General features: G+C 72.4%; 22 protein-coding genes. 9 read left to right on the top strand and 13 right to left on the bottom strand.

The window, feature by feature from the left end; genetic code table 11:
- Nucleotides 1-6 precede the first annotated feature (6 nt).
- Entirely contained in the window at nucleotides 7-564 is a 558-nt protein-coding gene (def, locus tag ACFYX3_RS31190; protein ID WP_359512877.1) for a peptide deformylase, read from the top strand.
- Here the strand turns inward: def and ACFYX3_RS31195 are convergent.
- Nucleotides 561-1,208, bottom strand: a complete 648-nt coding sequence (locus ACFYX3_RS31195) for a TetR family transcriptional regulator (RefSeq protein WP_116162283.1) — start codon at nucleotides 1,206-1,208, stop codon at nucleotides 561-563. The two genes, def and ACFYX3_RS31195, sit on opposite strands and share 4 nt — an antisense overlap.
- Nucleotides 1,209-1,370: 162 nt before the next feature.
- Between ACFYX3_RS31195 and ACFYX3_RS31200 the strand changes: the two genes are divergently transcribed.
- Entirely contained in the window at nucleotides 1,371-2,585 is a 1,215-nt protein-coding gene (locus tag ACFYX3_RS31200) for an acyl-CoA dehydrogenase family protein (RefSeq protein ID WP_359512880.1), read from the top strand.
- 7 nt (nucleotides 2,586-2,592) lie between these two features.
- Here the strand turns inward: ACFYX3_RS31200 and ACFYX3_RS31205 are convergent, their stop codons facing one another.
- Complete coding sequence (locus ACFYX3_RS31205) at nucleotides 2,593-3,063, bottom strand: VOC family protein (protein ID WP_389020432.1); 471 nt, start codon at nucleotides 3,061-3,063, stop codon at nucleotides 2,593-2,595.
- Between the two features lie 157 nt (nucleotides 3,064-3,220).
- Here ACFYX3_RS31205 and ACFYX3_RS31210 point away from each other — a divergent pair, with 157 nt between their 5' ends.
- A complete protein-coding gene (locus tag ACFYX3_RS31210) occupies nucleotides 3,221-4,591 on the top strand; it encodes a cytochrome P450 (protein WP_389020436.1) in 1,371 nt (456 codons plus the stop codon).
- A gap of 57 nt (nucleotides 4,592-4,648) precedes the next feature.
- Here the strand turns inward: ACFYX3_RS31210 and ACFYX3_RS31215 are convergent, their stop codons facing one another.
- Together ACFYX3_RS31215 and ACFYX3_RS31220 are read right to left on the bottom strand one after the other, a co-directional pair.
- Nucleotides 4,649-5,416, bottom strand: coding sequence for a putative protein N(5)-glutamine methyltransferase (locus ACFYX3_RS31215; protein WP_389020439.1), 768 nt, complete (start codon nucleotides 5,414-5,416; stop codon nucleotides 4,649-4,651).
- The gene (locus ACFYX3_RS31220) at nucleotides 5,409-5,891 is read right to left on the bottom strand and encodes a glutathione peroxidase (protein WP_382658137.1); all 483 of its coding nucleotides are present in this window, start codon (nucleotides 5,889-5,891) and stop codon (nucleotides 5,409-5,411) included. The genes ACFYX3_RS31215 and ACFYX3_RS31220 overlap by 8 nt, the downstream gene beginning before the upstream one ends.
- Nucleotides 5,892-5,927: 36 nt before the next feature.
- Here ACFYX3_RS31220 and ACFYX3_RS31225 point away from each other — a divergent pair, with 36 nt between their 5' ends.
- Nucleotides 5,928-6,155 (top strand): DUF6011 domain-containing protein, encoded by a 228-nt coding sequence (locus ACFYX3_RS31225; RefSeq protein ID WP_389020444.1) that lies wholly within the window; start codon nucleotides 5,928-5,930, stop codon nucleotides 6,153-6,155.
- On the opposite strand, the gene ACFYX3_RS31230 is transcribed toward ACFYX3_RS31225, so the two are convergent.
- Nucleotides 6,144-6,881: a hypothetical protein gene (locus ACFYX3_RS31230; RefSeq protein ID WP_389020447.1), complete on the bottom strand. Its 738-nt coding sequence runs from the start codon at nucleotides 6,879-6,881 to the stop codon at nucleotides 6,144-6,146. The genes ACFYX3_RS31225 and ACFYX3_RS31230 overlap by 12 nt on opposite strands.
- Nucleotides 6,882-7,029: 148 nt before the next feature.
- Between ACFYX3_RS31230 and ACFYX3_RS31235 the strand changes: the two genes are divergently transcribed.
- Nucleotides 7,030-8,100, top strand: a complete 1,071-nt coding sequence (locus ACFYX3_RS31235) for an RNA ligase (ATP) (protein ID WP_389020450.1) — start codon at nucleotides 7,030-7,032, stop codon at nucleotides 8,098-8,100.
- Between the two features lie 10 nt (nucleotides 8,101-8,110).
- Here ACFYX3_RS31235 and ACFYX3_RS31240 read toward each other — a convergent pair whose 3' ends face one another.
- On the bottom strand, nucleotides 8,111-8,974 hold the full coding sequence (locus ACFYX3_RS31240) for an acyl-CoA thioesterase II (protein WP_181924700.1): 864 nt from the start codon (nucleotides 8,972-8,974) through the stop codon (nucleotides 8,111-8,113).
- Nucleotides 8,975-8,986: 12 nt separating this feature from the next.
- The gene (locus tag ACFYX3_RS31245; protein WP_389020455.1) at nucleotides 8,987-11,548 is read right to left on the bottom strand and encodes a DEAD/DEAH box helicase; all 2,562 of its coding nucleotides are present in this window, start codon (nucleotides 11,546-11,548) and stop codon (nucleotides 8,987-8,989) included.
- An 82-nt stretch (nucleotides 11,549-11,630) separates the two neighbouring features.
- On the opposite strand from ACFYX3_RS31245, the gene ACFYX3_RS31250 reads away from it, so the two are divergent.
- Both ACFYX3_RS31250 and ACFYX3_RS31255 read left to right on the top strand, forming a co-directional pair.
- Complete coding sequence (locus ACFYX3_RS31250; RefSeq protein ID WP_352027547.1) at nucleotides 11,631-12,422, top strand: metal-dependent hydrolase; 792 nt, start codon at nucleotides 11,631-11,633, stop codon at nucleotides 12,420-12,422.
- A 90-nt stretch (nucleotides 12,423-12,512) separates the two neighbouring features.
- Nucleotides 12,513-14,126, top strand: coding sequence for a peptide-N4-asparagine amidase (locus ACFYX3_RS31255; protein ID WP_389020458.1), 1,614 nt, complete (start codon nucleotides 12,513-12,515; stop codon nucleotides 14,124-14,126).
- Nucleotides 14,127-14,175: 49 nt separating this feature from the next.
- On the opposite strand, the gene ACFYX3_RS31260 is transcribed toward ACFYX3_RS31255, so the two are convergent.
- From ACFYX3_RS31260 to ACFYX3_RS31270, 3 genes are all read right to left on the bottom strand, one after another.
- On the bottom strand, nucleotides 14,176-15,582 hold the full coding sequence (locus tag ACFYX3_RS31260) for a Gfo/Idh/MocA family protein (protein WP_389020462.1): 1,407 nt from the start codon (nucleotides 15,580-15,582) through the stop codon (nucleotides 14,176-14,178).
- A gap of 155 nt (nucleotides 15,583-15,737) precedes the next feature.
- A complete protein-coding gene (locus ACFYX3_RS31265) occupies nucleotides 15,738-18,662 on the bottom strand; it encodes an FAD-binding and (Fe-S)-binding domain-containing protein (RefSeq protein ID WP_389020465.1) in 2,925 nt (974 codons plus the stop codon).
- A gap of 39 nt (nucleotides 18,663-18,701) precedes the next feature.
- The gene (locus ACFYX3_RS31270; RefSeq protein ID WP_116162307.1) at nucleotides 18,702-19,163 is read right to left on the bottom strand and encodes a MarR family winged helix-turn-helix transcriptional regulator; all 462 of its coding nucleotides are present in this window, start codon (nucleotides 19,161-19,163) and stop codon (nucleotides 18,702-18,704) included.
- 89 nt (nucleotides 19,164-19,252) lie between these two features.
- Between ACFYX3_RS31270 and ACFYX3_RS31275 the strand changes: the two genes are divergently transcribed.
- Together ACFYX3_RS31275 and mltG are read left to right on the top strand one after the other, a co-directional pair.
- Complete coding sequence (locus ACFYX3_RS31275; protein WP_389020469.1) at nucleotides 19,253-21,133, top strand: ABC transporter ATP-binding protein; 1,881 nt, start codon at nucleotides 19,253-19,255, stop codon at nucleotides 21,131-21,133.
- Between the two features lie 288 nt (nucleotides 21,134-21,421).
- Nucleotides 21,422-22,363, top strand: coding sequence for an endolytic transglycosylase MltG (mltG, locus tag ACFYX3_RS31280; protein ID WP_389020472.1), 942 nt, complete (start codon nucleotides 21,422-21,424; stop codon nucleotides 22,361-22,363).
- A gap of 9 nt (nucleotides 22,364-22,372) precedes the next feature.
- Here mltG and ACFYX3_RS31285 read toward each other — a convergent pair whose 3' ends face one another.
- The 3 genes from ACFYX3_RS31285 to ACFYX3_RS31295 form a co-directional block, all read right to left on the bottom strand.
- Nucleotides 22,373-23,521 carry an NAD(P)-binding domain-containing protein gene (locus ACFYX3_RS31285; RefSeq protein WP_389020475.1) on the bottom strand — a complete coding sequence of 383 codons (1,149 nt, stop codon included), beginning with the start codon at nucleotides 23,519-23,521 and terminating at the stop codon, nucleotides 22,373-22,375.
- Between the two features lie 62 nt (nucleotides 23,522-23,583).
- Nucleotides 23,584-24,795 (bottom strand): LLM class flavin-dependent oxidoreductase, encoded by a 1,212-nt coding sequence (locus tag ACFYX3_RS31290; RefSeq protein ID WP_116162314.1) that lies wholly within the window; start codon nucleotides 24,793-24,795, stop codon nucleotides 23,584-23,586.
- Entirely contained in the window at nucleotides 24,795-25,826 is a 1,032-nt protein-coding gene (locus ACFYX3_RS31295; protein ID WP_389020479.1) for an ABC transporter substrate-binding protein, read from the bottom strand. Before ACFYX3_RS31295 ends, ACFYX3_RS31290 begins: the two co-directional genes overlap by 1 nt.
- Nucleotides 25,827-25,858 lie beyond the last annotated feature (32 nt).

The raw sequence follows: 25,858 nt of genomic DNA on the forward strand, positions 1-25,858 counted from the left end.
ACGGCCATGCGAAACCGCCCCATCCCCGGCAGTTCCGGCCTCGTCCGAGCGATGACGCTCCTCGGCGACCCCGTGCTGCACACCCCCTGCGCGCCCGTCACCGACTTCGGACCCGAACTGGCCCGGCTCGTCGAGGACATGTTCGCCACGATGTACGCGGCGCACGGCGTGGGCCTGGCGGCGAACCAGGTCGGCGTGGGCCTGCGGGTCTTCGTGTACGACTGCCCCGACGACGAGGAGAACCGCCACCTGGGCCATGTGGTGAACCCGCGCCTGGTGGAGGCGGACGGCGACGAGATCCGCGGCCCCGAGGGCTGTCTCTCCCTGCCGGGCCTGGAGGCGCCGACCCCCCGCTTCGACCGCGCGGTGGTCGAGGGCGTACGCCTCGACGGCACCCCGATACGGATCGAGGGCACGGGTTTCTTCGCCCGCTGCCTCCAGCACGAGACGGACCACCTGGAGGGCGGGGTCTACGCGGACCACGTCACGGGGTGGCGCAAGTCACGTCTGCTGCGCACGATCCGCAAGCAGCCGTGGGGGACCGGGGCCGACCGGATCGCCTAGAAGCCCGGCCCGCCCGGGCGGTCGTCGGCCTCCGCGAGGCGGCCCCACAGCAGGTCGGCCAGGCTCTTCACCAGCTCCGCCCGGGAGCAGGGGCGCTCGCCGAGCCACCAGTCGCCGGCCGCGTGCATCATGCCGACGATGCCGTGGCCCCAGATCCGGGCCTGGGCCTCGGCGGCCGGTCCCAGGTCGACGCGCTCGGCGATGACCTGGCCGAGCTCCTCGCCCATGCGGCGAAGGAGCGGGGCCGAGTGGCGGCCGACGTCGAAGCCCTGTTCGGTCTGGTGCGACTCCTCCGCCGGGTGCATGAGGAAGCGGTAGACCTGGGGCATCGCCTCGATGGACGCCAGGTAGGTGTCGAGGGTGGCCTCGACGCGGCGGCGCCGGTCCGCGGGGGCGTCGAGCGAGGCCCGGAGCGAGGCGAGGAGCGCGTCGGTGTGCCGGGTGGCGAGGGCGCGGTAGAGCCCGCCCTTGTCGCCGAAGTGGCGGTAGAGGATCGGCTTGGTGATGCCGGCCTCGGCCGCGATCGCGTTCATGGACGCCTTGGGGCCGTCCCGGAGCACCACCCGGTCCGCCGCCTCCAGCAGCTCGCGGCGCCGCTGCTCGGCGGGCGTCTGCTGGTCGGTGGTCCGGTGTGCGATGTCCATGTGCGTGTCTCCCCGCCCGTGCGATTCGTGAGGCTGTCGCAACGTAACACCCGGCCGGGATCCGGTGCCGCTCGGGCCGAACCGCTCCATCGCAGGTTGACAGCCTCTACCCACCGGTAACAGACTGCTGTTACCGCAAGTAACGTCATGCTGGGAGGGAACATGGGCGAGTTCACGCTCGAACTCAACGAGGACCAGAAGCAGGTCCGCGACTGGCTCCACGGCTTCGCCGCCGATGTGATGCGTCCCGCGGCCGCCGAGTGGGACGAGCGTGAGGAGACTCCCTGGCCGATCATCCAGGAAGCGGCCAAGCTCGGCATCTACTCCCTCGACTTCTACGCCCAGCAGTTCTTCGACCCGACCGGCCTCGGCATCCCGATGGCGATGGAGGAGCTCTTCTGGGGCGACGCCGGCATCGCCCTCTCCATCGTCGGCACCGGCCTCGCCGCCGTCGGCGTCCTCGCCAACGGCACCGAGGAGCAGATCGGCACCTGGGTCCCGCAGATGTACGGCGACGCGAACGACGTCAAGGTCGCCGCCTTCTGCTCCTCCGAGCCCGACGCCGGCTCCGACGTCGCCTCCATGCGCACCCGCGCCGTGTACGACGAGGCCAAGGACGAGTGGGTCCTCAACGGCACCAAGACCTGGGCGACCAACGGCGGCATCGCCAACGTCCACGTCGTCGTCGCCGTCGTCGACGCCGAGCTCGGCTCCAAGGGCCACGCCTCCTTCATCGTGCCGCCGAACACCCCCGGCCTCTCCCAGGGCCAGAAGTTCCAGAAGCACGGCATCCGCGCCTCCCACACCGCCGAGGTCGTCCTGGAGGACGTCCGCGTCCCCGGCTCCTGCCTGCTCGGCGGCAAGGACAAGCTGGACGAGCGCCTCGCCCGCGCCCGGGAGAAGGCCAAGGCGGGCGGCGAGCGCGTCAAGAACGCCGCCATGGCCACCTTCGAGGCCTCCCGCCCGGCCGTCGGCGCCATGGCCGTCGGCACCGCCCGCGCCGCGTACGAGGTCGCCCTCGACTACGCCAAGACCCGCGTCCAGTTCGGCCGCCCGATCATCGAGAACCAGGGCGTCGCCTTCCAGCTCGCCGACATGGCCACCCAGATCGACGCCGCCCGCCTCCTCGTCTGGCGCGCCTCCTGGATGGCCACCGCCGGCAAGCCCTTCACCGCGGCCGAGGGCTCCATGTCCAAGCTGTACGCGAGCGAGGTCGCCAAGAAGGTCACCGCCCAGGCCATCCAGATCCTCGGCGGCAACGGCTACACCCGCGAGTACCCGGTGGAGCGCATGCACCGCGACGCCGCGATCTACACGATCTTCGAGGGCACCAGCGAGATCCAGCGCATGGTGATCAGCCGCGCGATCGCGAAGTAGCCGGCGCTCATACGACGCAGAACTCGTTGCCCTCCGGGTCCTGGAGGACCACCGCGTAGTAGTCCATGCCGTTCGGCTCGTCCATCGTGTACAGCACGGTCGCGCCGAGCGCCGTCAGCCGGGCCACCTCGCCGTCCACGCGCGCGCGGCGGAGGGCGAGGGGGACCTCGCGGCCGCCGCCGACCTTCAGGTCGAGGTGGACGCGGTTCTTGACGGTCTTGGGCTCCGGGACGTGCTGGAACCAGACCCGGGGGCCCACGCCCTTCGGGTCGACGATGGACTCCGGAAGGTCCCCGGCGCCCTCGCCCAGCTCGTCCTCCGGCACGCCGATCGCCTCCCAGTACGCCCGCCAGGTGGCGTGGCCGGCGGGCGGCGGGTCGGGGACGTACCGCAGGGCGTCCAGCCAGAAGGGCACCAGGCGCTGGGGGTCGGCGCAGTCGATGGTCAGTTGCAGTGTCAGCTCGGGTCGATCGTCCATGGGAACGAGCCTCGCAGACGCCACTGACACCGGGCCCGGGCCGTCGGGCGTTTCACGCCAACAGGCCTGATCCGGTCGGCTGTTCGGCCCCGGCTACCTGTGAGTTGCTTCCTGAGGGACAATCACCCGGCCAGTGACGATCAAGGGGGAACCGATCATGGCCACCACCGGTACCGAAGCACCCCACCTCGGGGGAAATCCGCTCCTCGGCTCCATGCTCGACCTCAAGAAGGACTCGCTGGGCACCTTCCTGCGCGCCCGCCGCGAGCACGGGGACGTCGTGAAGATGACCGCGGGCCCGCCCGGGATCCGCGCCACCTTCTACGGCGTCTTCTCCGCGGAGGGCGCCCAGCAGGTCCTCGCCGGGGAGTCCGCCAACTTCCGCAAGGACAACGCCTTCTACCAGGAGATCCGCGAGTCCTTCGGCAACGGCCTGCTGACCAGCCAGGACGAGGACTACCTCCGCCAGCGCCGGCTCGTCCAGCCCCTCTTCACCAAGCGCCGCGTCGACAGCTACGCGGGGGCCGTCGCCGCCGAGGTCACCACCCTCATCGGCGAATGGCAGGACGGCGCCGCCGAGACCGTCGACGTCCTCCACGAGATGACCCGCTTCGCCCTGCGCGCGGTCGCCCGCATCCTCTTCGGCACCGACGTGGACGCGGCCGTCGAGATCGTCGAGCGCTGCTTCCCCGAACTCGGCGCGTACGTGCTGCGCCGCGGTTACTCCCCGGTCAAGTTCCCGCGCGACTGGCCCACCCCCGGCAACCGCAAGGCCGCCGCCGTCCACCAGGCGCTGTACGAGGTCTGCGACCGGATCATCGCCGAGCGGCGCGGCTCCGGCCGGGCCTCCGGCGAGGGCGACGACCTCCTCACCCTGCTCGTCGAGGCCGAGAGCGCCGAGGACGGCAGCTTCGACGCCACGGAGCTGCGCGAGCAGGTCCTCGTCTTCCTGCTCGCCGGGCACGAGACCACCGCCACGTCCCTCGGCTTCGCCCTCCACCTGCTCGCCAAGCACCCGGAGGTGCTGAAGCGGGCCCACGAGGAGGTCGACCGGGTCCTCGGCGGCCGTACCCCCGGCGCCGCCGACCTCGACGCGCTGCCCTACATCACCCGCGTCCTCAAGGAGACCATGCGTCTCTTCCCCGCCGCCCCGGCCACCGGCCGCCGCGCCGTCGCGGAGACCGTGATCGACGGCGTCACCATCCCGGCGGGCGCGGACGTCATCGTCGCCTCCTGGGTCACCCACCGGCACCCCGCCTACTGGGAGGACCCGGAGCGCTTCGACCCGGACCGCTTCACGCCCGAGGCGGAGGCGGCCCGCCCCCGGTACGCCTGGTACCCGTTCGGCGGCGGCCCGCGCGCCTGCATCGGCCAGCACTTCTCGATGCTGGAGTCGGTGATCGCGCTGGCGATGATCCTCCAGAAGTACGGCCTGGAGGCCGTCGACACCGAGGTGCCGGTCGGCTCCGCGATCACCCTCACGCAGGAGGGCCCGGCACGCTGCCGCCTCGTGCCGAGGACGGCGTAGACATCCCGGAAACGGAAACGGAAACGGAAACGGCCCGCGCGGGCCGCTTCCGCCGTCCTACGGCCGGGTCGCGACGACGACCGTCGCCCACCACTCCTCGGAGGTGACGACCCGCGGTGCCAGACCGGCCGCGGACATCACCGCGAGCGCCGTCTCCGCCTGCCGCTCGCTCGTCTCGACCAGCAGGTGCCCGCCCGGCGCCAGCCACTCCGGCGCCTCGGCGGCGACGCGCCGCATGACGTCGAGCCCGTCCGCGCCGCCGTCGAGCGTGACGTGCGGCTCGTGGTCGCGGGCCTCGGGCGGCAGCAGCCCTATCTCCTCGGTCGGCACGTACGGCACGTTCGCGACCAGCACCTCGACCAGGCCCCGCAGCTCCCGCGGCAGCGGCGCGAAGAGGTCCCCCTCGTACACCCGGCCGCCGCGCGGCTCGACGTTCCGCCGGGCGCAGGCCACGGCCGCCGCCTCGATGTCCGAGGCGTGCACCCGCGCGCCCTCGACCCGGTCGAGCAGCACGGCGCCCGCCGCGCCGGAGCCGCAGCACAGGTCGACGCAGACGGCGCCGGGCCGGGCCAGCTCCACCGCGTGACCGACGAGGAACTCCGTACGCCGCCGGGGCACGAAGACCCCGCCGTCCACCTCGATCCGCAGCCCGGCGAACTCGGCCCACCCCACGACGTGCTCCAGCGGCAGGCCGGAGGCCCGCCGCTCGACCATCAGGTCGAGCTCGGCGGGCCCGGTTGCGGTCGCCAGGAGCATCTCCGCCTCCTCCTCGGCGAAGACGCAGCCAGCGGCCCGCAGTCTTTCGACAACCCCCAGCTCAGACAAGCTGCGCCTCGATCGCCGCCACGACCTCGGGGGCCTCCGGCTCGGTGCGCGGACGGAAGCGGGTGACCGCGCCGTCACGGCCGATGAGGAACTTCTCGAAGTTCCACTGCACGTCACCGGCCTCGCCCTCGGCGTCGGCGACCTTCACCAGCTCGGAATAGAGCGGGTGGCGACCCTCCCCGTTCACGTCCGTCTTCTCCAGGAGCGGGAAGGACACCCCGTAGGTTGCCGAACAGAAGGTGGAGATCTCCTCGGCGCTGCCCGGCTCCTGGCCCGCGAACTGGTTGCAGGGCACGCCGAGCACGGTGAAGCCGCGCTCCCCGTACTCCTTCTGCAGCCGCTCCAGACCCGCGTACTGCGGGGTCAGGCCGCACTTCGAGGCCACGTTCACCACCAGCACGGCCCGGTCGCGGTAGTCGGCCAGGGAGACCGGCTCACCGGTCAGGGTCTTCAGCGGAATCTCGTACAGACTCATGGACAGCTCCTCGTCGAAATAGGGTTTGATCTCAGCATGGGAGACGAACCACTGGCAATCGCGATCGATTCCACGCCGCAGCAGGGACCCCGTCGGGTGTACTGCCGCCTCTGCGGCCGCCCCCTGACCGGCGCCGACTCCCGCCGCACCGGCCTGGGCCCCACCTGCGACGCCAAACTCCACCCGGCGCCCCCGGACATCCGCACCCGCCGCCACGAGGTGGAGCAGGACACGCTGCCGGGGATGGACCCGTCAGCCGGCTGAGGCGACCAGCTCGGAGTACGCCACCCAGCGCTCCTCCTCCCCGAGCGCCAGCAGCGCGACCTTCCGGGCGAGCAGCGGATCGGGGTGGCCGGCGAGCCGGGGCACGGCGTGCTCGACCAGCCAGGCCTGGAGTTCGGGCAGGAGCACGCCGTCCAGGTCCACGTACCAGGGCAAGACACAGCTGTCGTCCTGGAGCAGGTCGTCGATCCGGTACGCCACCCAGTCGCCGAGGTGCCGGTCCTCCGTGCCGCCGCGGGGAGCGGCGGCCCAGACGTCGTGCACGGGTGCGAGCGACCGGTGGATCTCCACGCACAGCTCCCACACCGCCCCCACTCCGTACACGGGCGCCGGGTCGGCGAGCGTCTCCCGCCACCACACGTCGAGGAAGCTCGCGATCGCGTCCGCCTGCTCGGCCGGCCACTCCTGCCACCTCACTCGGCCGAGACCGGCCGGGCCGTACCCCATGCCGGAGAACCGGCCGTCCACGACGTAGGCGAGGAACTCCGGCAGCAGCCGCCGCAGCACCGCCGGATGGTCGTCGAAGTGACCGGGCTCCTTGTGGAAGAACTGTCGCACCAGATCGTCGCCCAGTGGTGCCCAGGGCACCGCGAGGAGCGCCAGCTCCTCAGCGCCGTAACAGTGGAGACAGCCCTCGGCGGGCGCGGTCATGCCGCCGAAGACGGCGTCGATGCGGTGGAGCGCGGAGGTCAGTGCGGGAGAGGCCATGAGGTGTCCTGACGGGACTCCGCCGACGCGGAGCGCCGGGCGAAGATCGCGACGCTACCAGCCGTCAAAACCGCTGGGCCACCCGTTTCCCGGCCCGTCAGGGTGGGCCGCGATGAGACCGAAACCCGAGCATCCGGAGTCCTGAACCATGTCCACCCTGCGCGTCACCGCCGAAGTCCTGACCGTCCATCCGCATCCGAACGCCGACGCCCTGGAGCTCGCCCAGGTCGGGCTCTACCGGGCCGTCGTCGCCAAGGGGATCTACAACACGGGTGACGCCGCCGTCTACATCCCCGAGCAGGCCGTCCTGCCCCTCGCGCTCGTCGAGGAGCTCGGGCTGACCGGGCGGCTCGCGGGAGGGAACTCGGACCGGGTGAAGGCGGTACGGCTGCGCGGGGAGCTGTCGCAGGGGCTCGTGTGCCGGCCCGCCGCGCTGGCCGGCATCGACCTGGCACGGGCCGCGGCCGAGGGAGCCGACTTCGCGGAGGTGCTCGGGATCACCAAGTGGGTGCCACCGATACCGCCGACCATGAGCGGGGACGTCGAGGCCGCGCCCGACCTGCTGCCGTGGGTCGACATCGAGAACCTCCAGCGCCATCCGGACGTGTTCGAGCCCGGCGAGCCCGTCGTCCTGACGGAGAAGCTCCACGGCACCGCCTGCCTGCTGACCTTCCGCGCCGAGGACGGGCGCGTGCAGGTCTCCTCCAAGGGGTTCGGCGGGAAGGGACTCGCCCTTCGGGAGGACCCGCGCAACCTGTACTGGCGTGCCGTTCGCGGCCATGGCCTCGCCGGCGTCGCCGAGCGGCTCGCGGAGCGGCTCGGCGCCCGCCGGGTGGGGCTCTTCGGCGAGGTGTACGGCTCCGGCGTGCAGGACCTCGCCTATGGTGCCGACGCCCGCTCCGAGACCGTCGGCTACGCCCTCTTCGACGTGTCCGCCGAGATCGACGGCCAGGTCCGCTGGCTCGACCCGGAGGACGTCGTCGAGGCCGGTGAGGTGCCGCTCGTACCGAGGCTGTACTCGGGGCCGTACGACCTCGACACCGTCCTCGCGCACGCGAGCGGCCGGGAGACCGTCTCCGGCCGGGAGACGCACCTGCGGGAGGGCGTCGTCATCCGGCCCGCGACCGAGCGGTACAGCCCGGTCGTCGGCGGCCGGGCCATCGCCAAGGCGGTCAGCCCGGCCTACCTGACCCGCAAGGGCGGCACCGAGTACGAGTGACCCGGGCGGCTCACAGCTTCCTGAACAGGCCCTCCTGGACCACCGACACCAGGAGTCTCCCCTCGCGGTCGTAGATGCGGCCCCGGGCGAGGCCACGGCCGCCCGTGGCGATCGGGGACTCCTGGTCGTACAGGAACCACTCGTCCGCCCGGAACGGGCGGTGGAACCACATCGCGTGGTCGAGCGAGGCCATGTCGAAGCCGCGCGGGCCCCAGAGGGGCTCGACGGGGATCCGGACCGCGTCCAGGAGCGTCATGTCCGAGGCGTACGTCAGGGCGCAGGTGTGGACGAGCGGATCGTCGCCCAGCGGGCCGACGGCCCGCATCCACACCGCGCTCCTCGGGTCCGCGCCCTCGACCTCCTCCGCGGTCCAGCGCAGCCGGTCCACGTACCGGATGTCGAAGGGCTGCCGGCGGGCCATCCGCTCCAGGGCCTCCGGCAGCGCGCCCAGGTGTTCGCGGATCTCGTCCGCCAGGTTCGGCAGGGTCTCCGGGTCGGTGAGGTGCCGCGGCGGCAGCTGGTGGTCGAAGGCGCCCTCCTCCGGCTTGTGGAAGGAGGCCGTGAGGTTGAAGATCGTCCGCCCTTCCTGGATCGCCGTGACCCGGCGGGTCGTGAACGAGCGGCCGTCGCGCACCCGCTCCACCTGGTAGACGATCGGCACCCCGGGGCGGCCCGGCCGCAGGAAGTAGGCGTGCAGCGAGTGCACCGGCCGGTCGCCCTCCGTGGTGCGGCCGGCCGCCACCAGGGCCTGTCCGGCGACCTGCCCGCCGAAGACCCGTTGCAGCGACTCCTGCGGGCTGCGCCCGCGGAAGATGTCGACCTCGATCCGCTCCAGGTCGAGCAGATCGACGAGCCTTTCGGCGGGGTTGGTCACCACAGGTCTCCTCTACAGCTGTCCGACGGACGTCACGCGGACCACGGCCCGGCCCTCCTCGTCGGAGGCCGCGAGATCCACCTCCGCGCTGATGCCCCAGTCATGGTCGCCGTTCGGGTCGGCGAAGGTCTGCCGGACGCGCCACAGGCCGTGTGCCGCGTCCTCCTCGATCGCGAGCAGCTTCGGGCCGCGCGCGTCGGGACCCGTACCCAGATCGTCGTACTCGTCCCAGTAGGCGTCCATGGCCTCGCCCCACGCGTCCGCGTCCCAGCCGGCCTCGGCGTCCAGCTCGCCGAGCGCGTCGACGTTGTCGAGGGCGGCCAGCTCCACCCGGCGGAACATCGCGTTGCGCACCAGGACCCGGAACGCGCGGGCGTTCGCCGTGACCGGCTTGACCTGGTCGGCCTTCTCCTGGGCCTCCTCGGCCGTCTGGACCTCCGGGTTGGCCAGCTGCTCCCACTCGTCGAGCAGCGAGGAGTCCACCTGCCGCACCATCTCGCCCAGCCAGGCGATCAGGTCCTCCAGGTCCTCGGTCTTCAGGTCGTCCGGGATGGTGTGGTCGAGCGCCTTGTACGCGCTCGCCAGGTAGCGCAGGACGATGCCCTCGGTCCGCGCCAGCTCGTACCAGGAGGTGAACTCCGTGAAGGTCAGCGCCCGTTCGTACATGTCACGGATGACCGACTTCGGCGACACCGGGTGGTCGCCGACCCACGGGTGCGACTTCCGGTAGACGTTGTACGCGTGCCAGAGCAGCTCCTCCAGCGGCTTCGGGTACGAGATCTCCTGGAGTCGCTCCATCCGCTCCTCGTACTCGACGCCGTCCGCCTTCATCCGCCCGACGGCCTCGCCGCGCGCCTTGTTCTGCATGGCGGCGAGGATCTGGCGCGGGTCGTCGAGCGTCGACTCGACGACGGACACCATGTCCAGGGCGTACGAGGGGGACTCGGGGTCGAGCAGGTCGAAGGCGGCGAGCGCGAACGTCGACAGCGGCTGGTTCAGCGCGAAGTCCTGCTGGAGGTCGACCGTGAGCCGGATCGTGCGGCCCTCGGCGTCCGGCTGGTCCAGCTGCTCCACCACGCCGCCGTCGAGCAGCGAGCGGTAGATCGCGATGGCCCGGCGGATGTGCCGCAGCTGCGCCTTGCGCGGCTCGTGGTTGTCCTCCAGGAGCTTGCGCATCGCCTCGAAGGCGTTGCCCGGCCGGGCGATCACCGAGAGCAGCATGATGTTGGTGACCTTGAAGCGGGAGGTCAGCGGCTCCGGCTCGGCGTCGATCAGCTTCTCGAAGGTGGTGTCGCTCCAGGCGACGAAGCCCTCGGGCGCCTTCTTGCGGACCACCTTGCGGCGCTTCTTCGGGTCGTCGCCGGCCTTCGCGAGCGCCTTCTCGTTCTCGATGACGTGCTCGGGGGCCTGCGCCACCACGAAACCGGCGGTGTCGAAGCCGGCCCGGCCGGCCCGGCCCGCGATCTGGTGGAACTCACGGGCGCGCAGCGTGCGCACCCGGTTGCCGTCGTACTTGGTGAGGGCGGTGAAGAGCACCGTGCGGATCGGCACGTTCACGCCGACGCCGAGGGTGTCCGTCCCGCAGATCACCTTCAGGAGGCCCGCCTGGGCGAGCTTCTCCACGAGCCGCCGGTACTTCGGCAGCATGCCCGCGTGGTGCACGCCGATGCCGTGGCGCACGTACCGCGAGAGGTTCTGACCGAACTTGGTGGTGAAGCGGAAGTTGCCGATGAGCTCGGCGATCTGGTCCTTCTCCTCGCGCGTGCACATGTTGATGCTCATCAGCGACTGGGCGCGCTCGACGGCCTGCGCCTGCGTGAAGTGCACGATGTAGACGGGCGCCTGCTTGGTCTCCAGGAGCTCGGTCAGGGTGTCCGTGATGGGCGTGAGCCGGTACTCGTACGACAGCGGCACCGGCCGGGTCGCCGAGCGGACCACCGAGGTCGGGCGGCCGGTCCGCCGGGTCAGGTCCTTCTCGAACATCGACACGTCGCCGAGCGTCGCCGACATCAGGATGAACTGCGCCTGGGGGAGTTCCAGGAGCGGGATCTGCCAGGCCCAGCCGCGGTCCTGCTCGGCGTAGAAGTGGAACTCGTCCATGACGACCTGGCCGATGTCGGCGTACTTGCCGTCCCGCAGCGCGATCGAGGCGAGCACCTCGGCGGTGCAGCAGATCACCGGGGCGTCCGCGTTCACGGAGGCGTCGCCGGTGAGCATGCCGACGTTCTCGGTGCCGAAGAGCTTGCACAGGTCGAAGAACTTCTCCGACACCAGCGCCTTGATCGGCGCGGTGTAGAAGGTCACCTGGTCATTGGCGAGCGCGGTGAAGTGCGCACCCGCCGCGACCAGCGACTTTCCTGATCCGGTGGGCGTGGACAAGATCACGTTGGCCCCGGAGACGACCTCGATCAGCGCCTCTTCCTGGGCCGGGTAGAGCGTGATGCCCCGGTCCTCGGCCCAGGAGGAGAAGGCCTCGAAGAGGGCGTCGGGGTCGGCGGTCGGCGGCAGCTGATCGATAAGGGTCACGCCCCCATCTTGCCCGCATTCCGCTCGGATGAGGGAACCGGCCATCATCAGTCTTGATCACGGACGATAGGCTCGTCCGTCGACCGGTCGTCAACTGAGCGCCGGCAGGGGAGAAACGGGGCGGCCAACCATGATGGGACCGGCGCATTCGCTGTCCGGAGCGGCGGCATGGCTGGGGGTGGGAGCGGCCGCGGCCGCCTTCGACCACCCGATGCCCTGGCCGGTTCTCGTCGTCGGCGCGCTCATCTGCGCGGGCGCGGCCCTCGCTCCCGACCTCGACCACAAGTCGGCGACCATCTCCCGCGCCTTCGGACCGGTCTCCCGGGGCCTCTGCGAGATCGTCGACAAGCTGTCGTACGCCGTCTACAAGGCGACCCGCTCCACCTCCGACCCCCGCAGGTCCGGCGGGCACCGGACCCTCACCCACACCTGGCTCTGGGCGGTCCTGATCGGCGCCGGTGCCTCCGTCGCGGCGGTCACCGGCGGCCGCTGGGCGGTCCTCGCGATCCTCTTCGTGCACCTGGTCCTCGCTGTGGAAGGCCTGCTGTGGCGGGCCGCCCGGATGTCCAGCGACGTCCTGGTCTGGCTGCTCGGCGCCACCGGCGCCTGGATCCTCGCGGGCGTCCTCGACCAGCCCGGAAACGGCGCGGACTGGTTCTTCACCGGCCCCGGCCAGGAGTACCTGTGGCTGGGCCTGCCCATCGTCCTCGGCGCCCTCGTGCACGACATCGGCGACGCCCTGACCGTCTCCGGCTGCCCGATCCTGTGGCCGATCCCCGTCGGCCGCAAGCGCTGGTACCCGATCGGCCCGCCCAAGGGCATGCGCTTCCGGGCCGGCAGCTGGGTCGAGCTCAAGGTCCTGATGCCCGCCTTCATGGTCCTCGGCGGCGTCGGCGGAGCCTCGGCGCTCGGTTTCTTCTAGAGGCCGGCGGGGGCCGAACGGCACAGATCGCGCCATGTCCGCTCATCGTCCTCTGGACCGCGAGCCGTGGCCGCGCTTCACTTCCGGGCCATGAGATCACTCAAGATCACGAGCGTGATCGGCGGTCTGGTGCTCGCCGCCGGCGCGCTGTTCACCGCCCACCCGGCCGCCGCCGACGGTCCGACCGGCCCGACGCCCCCCGCCGAGTTCTCCACCGACTGGCACGACCCGGTCACCGCCGCCCCGCCCGTCGCCACTCCCGGCACCCGCACCTGCGAGGTGACCCTCGCCGCCACCCGGTTCCGCGACTTCACCCCGTACCGGGGGAGCTACGCCCCGCCGAAGGAGTGCGGCACCGGCGCCCGCTGGAACAAGGTGGTGCTGCGCCTCGACGGACAGGTCAAGGGCCGCCAGTACGACCGTCTGGGCTACCTCACCCTCGGCGGCGTCGAGATCCTCCGCACCTCCACCCCCGAGCCCTCTCCCGACGGCATCAGCTGGTCCGTCGAGAAGGACGTCACCCGCTACCGGGACACGCTCAGCCGCCCGCAGCCGGTCGAGATGCTCATCGGCAACGTCGTGAACGAGACGTACACCGGTGTCATCGACGTCCGCGTCACCCTCACCTTCCACGCCGCCGAGGGTCGCGTGAAGCCCGCCGCCGGCACCCCCGACCGGGTCGTCCCGCTCACCGGCGCCACCCTCACCACCCCGCGCAACACCGAGCGCGTCCTCGCCGAGGTGTACGCCACCGGATCCGGCGGCGGCTGCGAGGAGTTCTGGTACCTCACCGTCCCCGACGCAGCCCCCTACTCCTGCAAGGCCACCGACGGGCCCTACCGGGAGGTGCGGATCTCCGTCGACGGGAAGCTCGCCGGCATCGCGGCACCCTTCCCGCACGTGTGGACCGGCGGCTGGTCCAACCCCTTCCTCTGGTACGTGACGCCCGCGCCGCGCGCCTTCGACGTGCAGCCGATCACCTACGACCTCACGCCCTTCGCGGCCCTGCTCAACGACGGCGCGGCCCATCGCGTCGAGGTCTCCGTCGCCGGCGTCCCCGCCGGGCAGTCCGGCTGGAGCATCCCCACCAACGTGCTGCTCTGGCAGGACGAGGGCAGCGAGGTCGTCACCGGCGGCCTGGACCGCCACGAGCCCGGCACCCCGCGCGACTCCGCCGTGTACACGGCCGGTTCGCCCGATGTCCTGGAGGCCACGGGCGGCGACACGCTCACCGTCGCCGGGCACCTGAACACCTCGCACGGCCGCGTCGCGACGACCGTCACCCGTACCGTCGACCACCGGTCCACGCACCGCTGGGGCGCCGACGAGAACCCCGACGCGCTCACCGCCCGCTGGACCGACGACGAGACCGTGACCGTCAACCGGACCGCGACCCACACCCGGCGCACGTACACGATGGACGGCGAGATCGCCGTCGACGGCGCCGACCGTCTGCGGACCGAGCTCACCGTCGGCGACCGCGCCGCCGTCGACGTCGTCCGGAACGGCAAGCGGCTGTCCTGGTCGCGCCTGGACGACACGTACACCGGCGACGCCTCCTTCACGCTCGGCGTCCCCCGCGACCAGCGGCACGCGGTCGGCACCAGCACCGAGCGCTACCGGCTGTACGGCTCCGCCGGCTGCTACGACCGCAGCCTGACCTCCGTCCAGGGCACGGTCACCGAGGACCTGCGGCGCTGCTGAACACGACGCTGCCCGGCCCGCTTCCCGAGGGGCCGGGCAGTGCCGCCGGTCAGGCCGGCTTGGCCGAGTCCACGCCCGCGCGGGCCCTGCGCCACTCGCCGCGCGTGAAGTCGGGGATCTCCTGCGGCGCGCCGTTCGCCTTGATCGAGGCGTGGCTCAGCGGCACGGGAGCCGTCCAGGTGGCGGCGTCGTACACGTCGAAGTCCGGCGGCAGGCCCTTCTGGAGGCACTGCATCAGGCGGTAGACCATGATGTAGTCCATGCCGCCGTGGGCCCCCGGCGGGTTGGCGTGGTCCTTCCACAGCCAGTGGTCGAACTCGGCCGCGTACGCCGAGAAGTCCCCCCAGACGTCGTCCTTGTGGTCCGGCTCCAGATAGATCCGGGCCGGGTAGTCCTCGAAGACCCCCCGCGTACCGCCCAGGCTGTTGATCCTGCTGTACGGGTGCGGGGTGGACACGTCGTGCTCCAGGCGGATCAGCCGGCCCTTGGCCGTCTGCACCATGCTGATCGTCCGGTCGCTCTCGATGTACGTCTCCTTCCAGCTCGGGTCGCCGGCCGGCATGTGCGCCGCGCGGTACTCGGCGAGCCCGAGGGACGGGGTGCCGAAGCTGCTGATGCTCACCGCCCGGTCGCCCCGGTTGACGTCCATGTAGTTGGCGACCGGCCCGAAGCCGTGGTTCGGGTAGAGGTCCCCGCGCAGCCGGGTGTGCCACAGCCGGCGCCAGGGCCCCTCGTAGTACGTCGGCGAGAACAGCAGCCCGCGCAGGTCGTGGTTGTACGCCCCCGCGCCGTGCAGCAGCTCCCCGAACCTCCCGGCGTGCGCCATCCGCAGCACCCGCATCTCGTTGCGCCCGTAGCAGCAGTTCTCCAGCTGCATGCAGTGGCGGCGGGTCTGCTCCGACAGGTCGACGAGCTCCCACAGCTGGTCGAGCTCGAGCGCGATCGGGCACTCCACGCCGACGTGCTTGCCGTTCTGCATCGCCGTCCTGGCGATCGCGAAGTGGGTGTCCCAGGGGGTCGCCGCGTACACGAAGTCGAGGTCGGTGCGGGCGCAGAGGTTCGCGTAGTCCTCCTCGCCGTGGGTGTAGAGGGTGGGGGCGGGCCGGCCGGAGGCGGTGACGGCCTTGGCGGCCTTCTCGGCCTTCTCGCGCACCGGGTCGCAGAGGGCGACGACCTGGACCCAGGGGAGGGCGAGGAAGTTGCCGATCATGCCGCCGCCGCGGTTGCCGAGCCCGATGATGCCGATCCGGACGGTGGACCGGCCCTGGAACGGGACGCCGGCCATGGTGGCGCCCCGGCGCTTCGGCACGGAGGGGGTCCGCGGCGCGACGGCGGGAGCGGAAACGGTGGCGGCCTGCGCGGTCTGCCCGCTCGCGGCGGTGATGGCGAGTCCCGCTCCGGCCGTGGTCCGCAGAACCGTGCGACGGCTCGGGGGGCGCGGTGTCTGGTCGTCCATGGAACCTCCCTGCTGACGGGTGGTTGGACTGTACTGTTCAGGTTCCTCCGCCGAGCCGCACCGGCCGCGGATGATCACCCGAACATACGAAGGGCCCCTCACCGTACGGGGTGAGGGGCCCTGTCCGCCCTGGTGCGTGGAGGATTGACGGATAATCAGGGGCGGGTGGCGCGTTCCAGCGCGAGCAGCACCGATTCGTAACTCCGGCCTGTCGCGCGGTTCATCCCGATCTCGCACATCCGGTTCGCCGAGACGTGCGCGTCGAACGGCCGGGCCGTGACCTCGGCGGCCTCGCGGGCCGTCGCCGATGCCGTCAGCTCCGGGTGCAGCATGCCCCGGTCGCCGGCGAAGGCGCAGCAGCCCGCGTCGGCGGGGACGACGACCTCCTCCGCGCAGGCCCCGGCGAGCGCGGTGAGCTTCTCCTCGTCGCCCAGGTGCCGCATCGAGCAGGTCGGATGGACCACGGCCGAGGCGACCCGGCGGCGCACGTCGAGCCGGGGGAGCAGCTCGTCCGCCGCCCACACGAGCGAGTCCACCACGGTCAGTTCGGCGTGCAGCTCACGGTTCTCCTCCGTCAGGTACGGCACCACCTCGTGCGCGATGCCGAGGGTGCACGAGGAGGCGTCCACCACGAGCGGCAGCCTCCCGCCGGCCGTCCACCCCCAGGCGGCCTCGACGATCCGGTTCGCCATCACCTCGTCGCCCCGCTCGTACCCCTTGGAGTGCCAGATCGTCGCGCAGCACGTGCCGGCCACGTCGTCAGGGATCCACACCGGCCGCCCGGCCCGCGCGGACACCGCGACGACGGCCTCCGGCAGCGAGGGCCCGCGGACGCCCTCCGGATTGCCGAAGATCCGGTTCACACAGGCCGGGTAGTAGACGGCGACCGCCGCCGGACGGTGGGTGCGGGGGAGCCGCCAGGCCGCCGCGCCCGGGATCTCCGGCAGCCACTCCGGGACGAGGTCGGGGCGGACGGCCCTGCGGGCGAGGCCCGTCACCGATTCCATGACCCGGTCGCCGATCCGGTCCGCGGCGGCGACCGCGAGCCGCGCGGAGGCCTCCACCGCGCGGAAGTTCTGCGCGGCCAGAGCCGCGACCCGCTCCTCGCGAGGCGAGTGCCGCTGGTGCCGGAACTCCTTCATCAGCGCCCCGGTGTCGATCCCGACCGGGCAGGCCAGCCTGCACGTGGAGTCGCCGGCGCAGGTGTCGACGGCGTCGTAGCCGTACGCCTCCAGGAGCCGGGCCTCGACCGGCGAGCCGTCGGACTGGCGCATCATCTCCCGGCGCAGCACGATCCGCTGGCGCGGAGTGGTCGTCAGGTCGTGGCTGGGGCAGGTCGGTTCGCAGAATCCGCACTCGATGCAGGGGTCGGCGATCCGCTCCACGGTGGGGATCGTCTTCAGGCCGCGCAGATGGGCCTGCGGGTCGCGGTCCAGGACGATCCGCGGGGCGAGCACACCGGCCGGGTCGATGGCCTCCTTGACCCGCCACATCAGATCGGTCGCCCGCGTCCCCCACTCCAGCTCCAGGAACGGCGCGATGTTGCGGCCGGTGGCGTGCTCCGCCTTCAGCGAGCCGTCGAAGCGCTCCACGGTCAGCTTGCAGAACTCGTCCATGAAGGCCGCGTACCGCTGGACGTCGGCGGGGTCGGCCGCGTCGAAGGCGAGCAGGAAGTGGAGGTTGCCGTGGGCCGCGTGGCCGGCGACGGCCGCGTCGAAGCCGTGCCGGGCCTGGAGGCCGAGCAGCGACTCGCAGGCCTCCGCGAGCCGGTCCGGCGGCACCGCGAAGTCCTCGGTGATCAGGGTCGTACCGGAGGGGCGGGAGCCGCCGACGGCCGTCACGAAGGCCTTGCGGGCCTTCCAGTAGCCGGAGATCCGCTTCGGGTCCCGGGTGAAGGTGTTCTCCACGGAGGCCACCGGGGCGATCAGGCCGAGGCCGCCGAGCACGGTCTCCGCCGCCCGCTCGTACGCCTCCAGGGCCTGCGTGTCCGGGGCCCGGAACTCGACCAGGAGCGCCGCCGTCTCCTTCGGCAGCTCCGCCCAGTCGGCGGGCACGCCCGCCACGCTCACCGAGGCCCGCAGCGTGTTGCCGTCCATCAGCTCGACGGCGAGCGCCCCGGCCTCGTTGAAGAGGGGCACGGCCGCGGCGGCGGCCGGCAGCGAGGGGAAGAACAGCAGGGCCGTGGACACCTCCCGGTCCAGCGGCAGGGTGTCGAAGACGACCTCGGAGATGAAGCCGAAGGTGCCCTCGGAACCGACCATCAGTCCGCGCAGGACCCGCACCGGGGTGTCGCCGTCGAGGAAGGCGTCGAGCCGGTAGCCGTTGGTGTTCTTGATGGCGTACTTGGCGCGGATCCGCGCGGTCAGCACGGCGTCCGCCTCGATCTCCGCCTTCAGCGCCATCAGCTCCGCGCACAGCCTCGGCTCGGCGCGCGCGAGCTCCTCGTCGGCGTCCGGGGCCGCCGTGTCGACCACGGTGCCGCTCGGCAGCACCACGGTCAGGGAGGACACCGTCCGGTACGAGTTCCGGGTCGTGCCGGCCGTCATCCCCGAGGCGTTGTTGGCGACGACCCCGCCGATCGTGCAGGCGATCGCGCTGGCCGGATCGGGCCCCAGGACCCGCCCGTGCGGGGCGAGCGCGGCATTGGCCCGCACCACGGTGGTGCCGGGCCGGATCCGGGCCCGGGCCCCGCCGTCGAGGACCTCGACGCCCGCCCAGTGACGGCGCACGTCGACGAGGATGTCCTCCCCCTGCGCCTGGCCGTTGAGGCTGGTCCCGGCGGCCCGGAAGACCACCTCGCGGCCCTTGCCGTGGGCGTACGACAGGACGGTGGAGATGTCGTCGATGTCCTCGGCGACCACGACGACCTGCGGGACGAAGCGGTACGGGCTGGCGTCCGAGGCGTAGCGCACCAGGTCGGAGATGCTCGACAGGACCTTGCCGGGACCGAGGAGCTCGGTGAGCTCCTGGCGCAGCTGCCGCGGCGTGCCGCGCGCCTGGAGCTCCGGCACCCGGTCCGGGGCGGGCGTCCGCTTCGTACCGGGACGCAGGGCCTGCGGGTTCGGTTCGAGCAGCGGCATGTCCTGGCTCCCCTTCGGCGCGTCCCCGCACCCGTCGGGTCAGCAGCCGCGCTCCGGGCCGGGGTCGACCAGGGCGGACAGCAGACCTTCGAGCACCTCGCGCTGTTCGACGGTCAATGGAGCAAGGATGTCCTCTGCGGCGGCCCGGCGCGCGCTGCGCAGCTCGCGCAGCGTGGCGCGGCCCGCGTCGGTGAGCTCGATCCGCACCACCCGGCGGTTGCTCGGGTCGGGCACCCGGCGCACCCGGTCGCCCGCCTCCAGGCCGTCGACGAGACTGGTCACGGCCCTCGGGACGACCTCCAGGCGGGCCGCGAGGTCCGCCATCCGGGGCGGCTCGCCGAAGTGCGCGACCGTGCGCAGCAGCCGGGACTGCGCGGGGGTGATGCCGACCGGCTCCAGATGGCGCTTCTGGATGCGGTGCAGACGCCGGGTGAGCCGCAGCAGCTGCTCGGCGAGGAGCCCGTCGGTGTCGGTCCCGCCCGGACGGTCGGAGGTGTTCATACGGGAACAATATCAGGACCATGTTCATTGTGAGTGTAGGTAACAATGAGCTATGGTCTCATCGACCGTCGAATCTCCCGAAGGAGCCCATGCGCCCCCACGACCAGTCCGACTGGACGCCCCCGCCCCGCGACTCCGGCCAGCCCAAGGAGCCCGCGCAGGTGCGGCGGATCCTGCGGCTCTTCCGCCCCTACCGCGCGCGCCTCGCGCTCGTCGGCCTCCTGGTCGGCGCCGCCTCGCTCGTGTCGGTCGCCTCGCCGTTCCTCCTCCGCGAGATCCTGGACGTCGCGATCCCCCAGGGCCGCACCGGGCTCCTCAGCCTGCTCGCCCTCGGCATGATCGCCACCGCCGTCCTGACCAGCGTCTTCGGCGTGCTCCAGACCCTCATCTCGACCACCGTCGGCCAGCGCGTCATGCACGACCTGCGCACCGGGGTCTACGAGCAGCTCCAGCGGATGCCGCTCGCCTTCTTCACGCGCACGCGTACGGGCGAGGTCCAGTCCCGCATCGCCAACGACATCGGCGGCATGCAGGCGACCGTGACCTCCACGGCCACCTCCCTGGTCTCCAACCTGACCGCCGTCGTCGCGACCGTCGTCGCCATGCTCGCCCTCGACTGGCGCCTCACCCTCGTCTCGCTGCTCCTGCTGCCGGTCTTCGTCTGGATCAGCCGCCGCGTCGGCCGCGAGCGCAAGAAGATCACCACCCAGCGCCAGAAGCAGATGGCCGCGATGGCCGCGACCGTCACCGAGTCCCTCTCGGTCAGCGGCATCCTGCTCGGCCGCACCATGGGCCGCGCCGACTCCCTGACCAAGTCCTTCGCCGAGGAGTCCGAGCGCCTCGTCGACCTCGAAGTGCGCTCCTCCATGGCCGGACGGTGGCGGATGTCCACCATCGGCATCGTCATGGCGGCCATGCCCGCCCTGATCTACTGGGCCGCCGGCATCGCCCTCGGGCGGGGCGTCTCGGAGATCTCGCTCGGCACGCTCGTCGCCTTCGTCTCGCTCCAGCAGGGTCTCTTCAGGCCCGCCGTCAGCCTGCTCTCCACCGGCGTGCAGGTGCAGACCTCCCTCGCGCTCTTCCAGCGCATCTTCGAGTACCTCGACCTGCCCGTCGAGATCACCGAGCCCGAGGAGCCGGTCCGGCTGCCGGAGATCCGCGGCGAGGTCGCCTTCGACAAGGTCGAGTTCCATTACGACCGCGACGGGCAGAGCCGCCCGACCCTGGACGGCATCGACCTGACCGTCCCCGCCGGCGGCAGCCTGGCCGTCGTCGGCCCCACCGGCTCCGGCAAGTCCACCCTCAGCTACCTGGTGCCCCGGCTGTACGACGTCACCGGCGGCCGCGTCACCCTCGACGGGGTCGACGTGCGCGACCTGGACTTCGACACCCTCGCCCGCGCCGTCGGCGTCGTCTCCCAGGAGACGTACCTCTTCCACGCCTCCGTCGCCGACAACCTCCGCTTCGCGAAGCCGGACGCCACCGACGAGGAGATAGAGGCCGCCGCCCGCGCCGCCCAGATCCACGAGCACATCGCCTCGCTCCCCGAGGGGTACGACACCCTCGTCGGCGAGCGCGGCTACCGCTTCTCCGGCGGCGAGAAGCAGCGTCTCGCCATCGCGCGCACCATCCTGCGCGATCCGCCCGTGCTGATCCTCGACGAGGCGACCAGCGCCCTCGACACCCGCACCGAGCATGCGGTGCAGCGCGCCATCGACGCCCTGTCGGCCGGCCGCACCACGATCACCATCGCCCACCGGCTCTCCACCGTCCGCGACGCCGACCAGATCGTCGTCCTGGAGGCGGGCCGGATAGCGGAGCGCGGGACGCACGAGGAGCTGCTCGCCCGGGACGGGCGGTACGCGGCGCTGGTCCGCCGGGACGCCCGTACGGCCGTGAACGGCACCGAGGAGGACCCCACTCCGACCGAACAGGCGAACGTGGGAGCGGTTGTTCCCCAGAACGTGTGATCGTTCCTGGATTCGTTGCCCGGCTCCCGTGCGGCATCGGAAGATTACGGAGTGCGAGCGACGGGCTGCAGACCGCGACCGCACACGTCCCATTGATGTACCTGTACGAGGAGAAGCACCACCATGAACGTCATCACCAACCTGCTCGCCGGCGTCCTCCACTTCCTGGGCTGGCTCGTCTGACGATCGCAGTGCCCGGCGCCGTCGGCCCCCCGTCCCAGGGGGCCGGCGGCGCCGCCGCGTGTGCGGGTCCCCGGATTCGCGTACGGGCCGGGTTAGCGTGCGGCCATGACGTACCGGACGCCGTCACCGTACGCACCCCCGCGCCGTCCTCGCCGCCCTTCCCTGCCCCGGCCTCCCCGCCGAGACCGCCGAGACCGCCGAGTCCGCCGAGACCGCCGGGACCGCCGGGACGGCCGCGCCCGCCTCACCCGGCGCGGCAGGCTCGCGCTGCTCCTCGGAGCCGTCCTCGCCCTCGCGGCCGCCGTCACCGTCCCGCTGCTGCTCGCCCGAGACGAACCGGCCGTCGAACCGCCCCGCACCCTCCTCGTCACGGAGGGTCGGCGGGCCGCCCAGGTCTACACGGCCGTCGACCGGGCCCTCCACCTCCCCGGAGGGACCGCCCGGAAGGCCGCCACCGCGCCCGGCGTCCTCCCGCTGCCCGCCGCTGCCGGCGGCAACCCCGAGGGCTACCTGTTCCCCGCGACGTATCCCGTGCTCCCGGCCACCACCCCGGAGGCGCTGCTGCGCTTCATGGTGGACACCGCGGTCAAGCACTACGGCACCCGGCGGATCGCCGAGGGCGCGCGGGCGCACGGACTCAGCGTCTACGAGGCGGTGATCGCGGCCAGCATCGTGCAGGCCGAGGCCGACAACCCGGAGGACATGGCGAAGGTGGCCCGCGTCGTCCACAACCGGCTCGCGCGGGGCATGGCGCTGCAGATGGACTCGACGCTCCACTACGCCCTCGGCCGCGGCACCGTCGACACCAGCGAAGAGGACACGAAGTCCCGCAGTCCGTACAACACCTACGCCCGCAAGGGCCTCCCGCCGACGCCCATCGGCAACCCGGGGGACCAGGCCCTGGACGCGGTGATCCACCCCGCGGACGGCGACTGGCTCTACTTCGTCACGGTGGCCCCGGGGGACACCCGCTTCACCGCCGACTACGCCACCCACCAGGCGAACGTGGCCGACTTCAACGCCAATCGGAGCGCCGCGCGGCAGTGAACGCGCAGGTCAGGAAGTGGGTGCGGCGACCTGGTCGTGTTCGCTTCCGTGGCCTCGGTCGCCGTCTCGTTCGCGGTCCCGGTCGCCGTCGAGCAGGCGGCGGATGTCGGAGACCGCCGCGCGCCCGGCCCGGTTGGCGCCGATCGTCGAGGCCGAGGGCCCGTAGCCGACGAGGTGGACGCGCTCGTCCCGTACCGCTCGCGTCCCCTCGACCTGGATGCCGCCGCCCGGCTCCCGCAGCCGCAGCGGTGCCAGATGGTCGATCGCCGCACGGAAACCGGTCGCCCACAGGATGACGTCCACGTCGACGGTCCGGCCGTCGTCCCAGGCCACCCCGGTCGGGGTGATCCGGTCGAACATCGGCAGCCGGTCCAGGATCCCGCGCGCGCGTGCCGCGCGGATCGCGTCGTTGAGGGGGAGCCCGGTGACCGAGACGACGCTCTGCGGCGGCAGCCCGCGCCGCACCCGGTCCTCGACCAGGGCGACGGCCGCGCGGCCCTCCACCTCGCCGAAGGGGCCCTCGCGGTAGACGGGCTCGCGCCGGGTCACCCAGGTCGTCCCCGCGGCGACCTCGGCGATCTCCATGAGGTGCTGGGTGCCGGAGGCCCCGCCGCCCACGACGAGCACCCGCTTCCCGGCGAACGCCTCGGGGCCCGGGTACTGGGCGGTGTGCAGCTGACGGCCCCGGAAGGTCTCCTGCCCCGGGTAACGCGGCCAGAACGGCCGGTCCCAGGTGCCGGTCGCGTTGATCAGGGCCCGCGTGGCGTAGACGCCCTCCGAGGTCTCGACCCGCAGCAGCCCGCCCTCGCCCTCCCGCACGGCGGTGACGTCGACGGGCCGGTGGACCCGCAGGCCGAAGGTCCGCTCGTACGTGTCGAAGTACGCGCCGATCACCTCCGAGGAGGGACGGGCGGGATCGGCCCCGGTCAGCTCCATGCCGGGCAGCGCGTGCATGCCGTGGACCTTGCCGTACGTGAGCGAGGGCCACCGGAACTGCCAGGCGCCGCCCGGCTCGGGGGCGTGGTCCAGGACGACGAAGTCCCGGTCCGGCTCCAGTCCGGTGCGCCGCAGGTGGAAGGCGGCCGAGAGCCCCGCCTGCCCGGCGCCGATGACGACGACGTCCACCGCCCTGACCTCTTCGAACCCGAAATCGTTCACGCTTCCACCAACCGGGGCGGGGGTGCGGTTCTTCCCGCGCCGGCCCCGCCCCGTGGTGGCGTCTACCGCCCGCCGGGCACGAGCAGCGGCGCACCGCCCGGAGCGGAGGCCGGGCGGCCGTTCGCCGCCGGGACGCCGAGCAGCGGGGAGGCGGGGGCCGACGGCAGCAGGCCGCGCGCCGCCAGCTCGGGCGTCACGCCCTCGCCGAACCAGTACGCCTCCTCCAGGTGCGGGTAGCCGGACAGGACGAAGTGCTCCACGCCCAGGGCGTGGTACTCCTCGATCCGGTCCGCCACATCCGCGTGGCTGCCGACGAGCGCGGTCCCCGCTCCGCCCCGTACCAGACCGACGCCCGCCCACAGGTTCGGCGAGATCTCCAGGCGGTCGCGGTCCAGCGAGCCGCCGCCGTGCAGCGCCAGCATCCGCTGCTGGCCCACCGACTCGCTCCGGCCGAGCAGCTCCTGCGCCGCGGCGACGGTCTCCGCGTCGAGATCCGCGAGCAGCCGGTCGGCCGTCGCCCAGGCCTCCCGCGCCGAGTCGCGCGAGATCGTGTGCAGCCTGATCCCGAACCGGACCGTCCGGCCGCGCTCCTCCGCGAGCCGCCGGATCCAGTCGATCTTCTCCTTCACCTGCCACGGCGGCTCGCCCCACGTCAGGTACACGTCCGCGTGCTCGGCCGCGACCGGGCCGGCCGCCGCCGACGAGCCGCCGAAGAAGATCTCGGGCAGCGGGTCCGGCGGCAGCGCCGTGAGCCCGCCCTCGATCCGGAAGTGCTCGCCGTCGAAGTCGTACGGCCGCCCGCCCCACACGCCCCGCACCACCGACAGGAACTCGGCCGTCCGCGCGTACCGCCGGTCGTGGTCGAGGTGGTCGCCGAAGCGGCGCTGCTCGGCCGAGTCGCCGCCGGTCACGACGTTGAGCAGCAGCCGGCCCCGGGTGATCCGCTGGTACGTGGACGCCATCTGCGCCGCGAGCACCGGCGAGATCACCCCCGGCCGGAACGCCACCAGGAACTTCAGCCGCTCGGTGTGCTGGGACAGTGCGACCGTCGTCAGCCAGGCGTCCTCGCACCACGTGCCGGTCGGGGTCAGCACGGCCTCGAAGCCCAGCTGTTCGGCCGCCTTGGCGATCTGGACGAGGTAGTCGATGTCGGGCGCGCGCACCCCGGACACGGTCCGGTCCCGGGTGATCCCGCCGTCCGTGTAGGCGTGCCGGTCGACGAGGGTCCGGCCGTCGCCGCCGGTCGGCAGGAACCAGTGCAGATGGACGGTCATCAGGAGGCCTTTCCGTAGCTGCGCGCCGGGGTGGTGGACGGCGGCAGGTCCTTGTTGAAACGGGTGTCGACGTAGTCCGCGAAGCGGAACGTGCGCGGGATGAGCTTCAGCCCGGCGAAGGTGTCGGCGATCTTCTGCTCGGAGGCGATCGCGGCGTCGTCGAGGGCGACGGGGATACGCGTCCCGTTGCTCCGCTTCACGGCCGCCAGGGCCACCTCGTACGGCAGCCCGGTCTCCTTCGACCAGACCTTCGCCCACTCCTCGGGGTGGTCGAACACCCAGCCCTGGGCCCGGCGCAGCCGCTCCACGAAGTCGCCGACGGCCTTCGCCTTCTCCGGGTCGGCCAGCGCCGACGGGGCCGCGACCTGGAAGCCGAGGCCGTTGGTGAGGCCGCGCCCGTCGGTCAGCACCCGGCCCTTGCCGCTCAGCAGGACCTGGGAGGTGTACGGATCCCAGACCGCCCAGGCGTCGACCTTGCCGGCGGTGAACGCGGCAAGCGCGTCGGCCGGCTGCAGCAGGCTGACCCGGACGTCTTCCAGGCCGAGTCCGGCCTTGCGGAGCGAGGCGATCAGCTGGAAGTGGGCGGAGCTGCCCTGGGCGACGGCGATCCGCTTCCCCTTCAGGTCCCGCGCGGTGCGCAGCGGGGAGTCCTTCGGGACGAGGATCGCCTCTCCCGCGGAGTCGCCGTGCGTCGCGGCGACCACGGTGATCTTCGAGCCGGCGCCGGCCGCGAAGACGGGAGGGGTGTTCCCGACGGAGCCGAGGTCGACGGCTCTGGCGTTCACCGCTTCGAGGAGCGGTGGGCCGGAGGTGAACGTCGACCACTTCACCCGGTACGGGAGGTCGTCGAGCTCACCGGCGGCGCGCAGCAGGGCCTCGGAGCCGCCCTTCTGGTCGCCGACGTTCAGGACGAGGGAGCCCTTGCCGTCGGAGTTCGAGGCGCTGCCGGCCGCGGAGGCACCGGAGCAGGCGGAGGCGAGCAGGGCGAGCGGCACGAGCAGTGCCGCGGCGGACAGGCGGAAGGACTTCATGGTCGTCTCCTCGGAAGGTGTGCGGTGTGGTG

The organism is Streptomyces sp. NPDC002463 (assembly GCF_042889835.1).
Classification (GTDB): Bacteria; Actinomycetota; Actinomycetes; order Streptomycetales; family Streptomycetaceae; genus Streptomyces; species Streptomyces nymphaeiformis.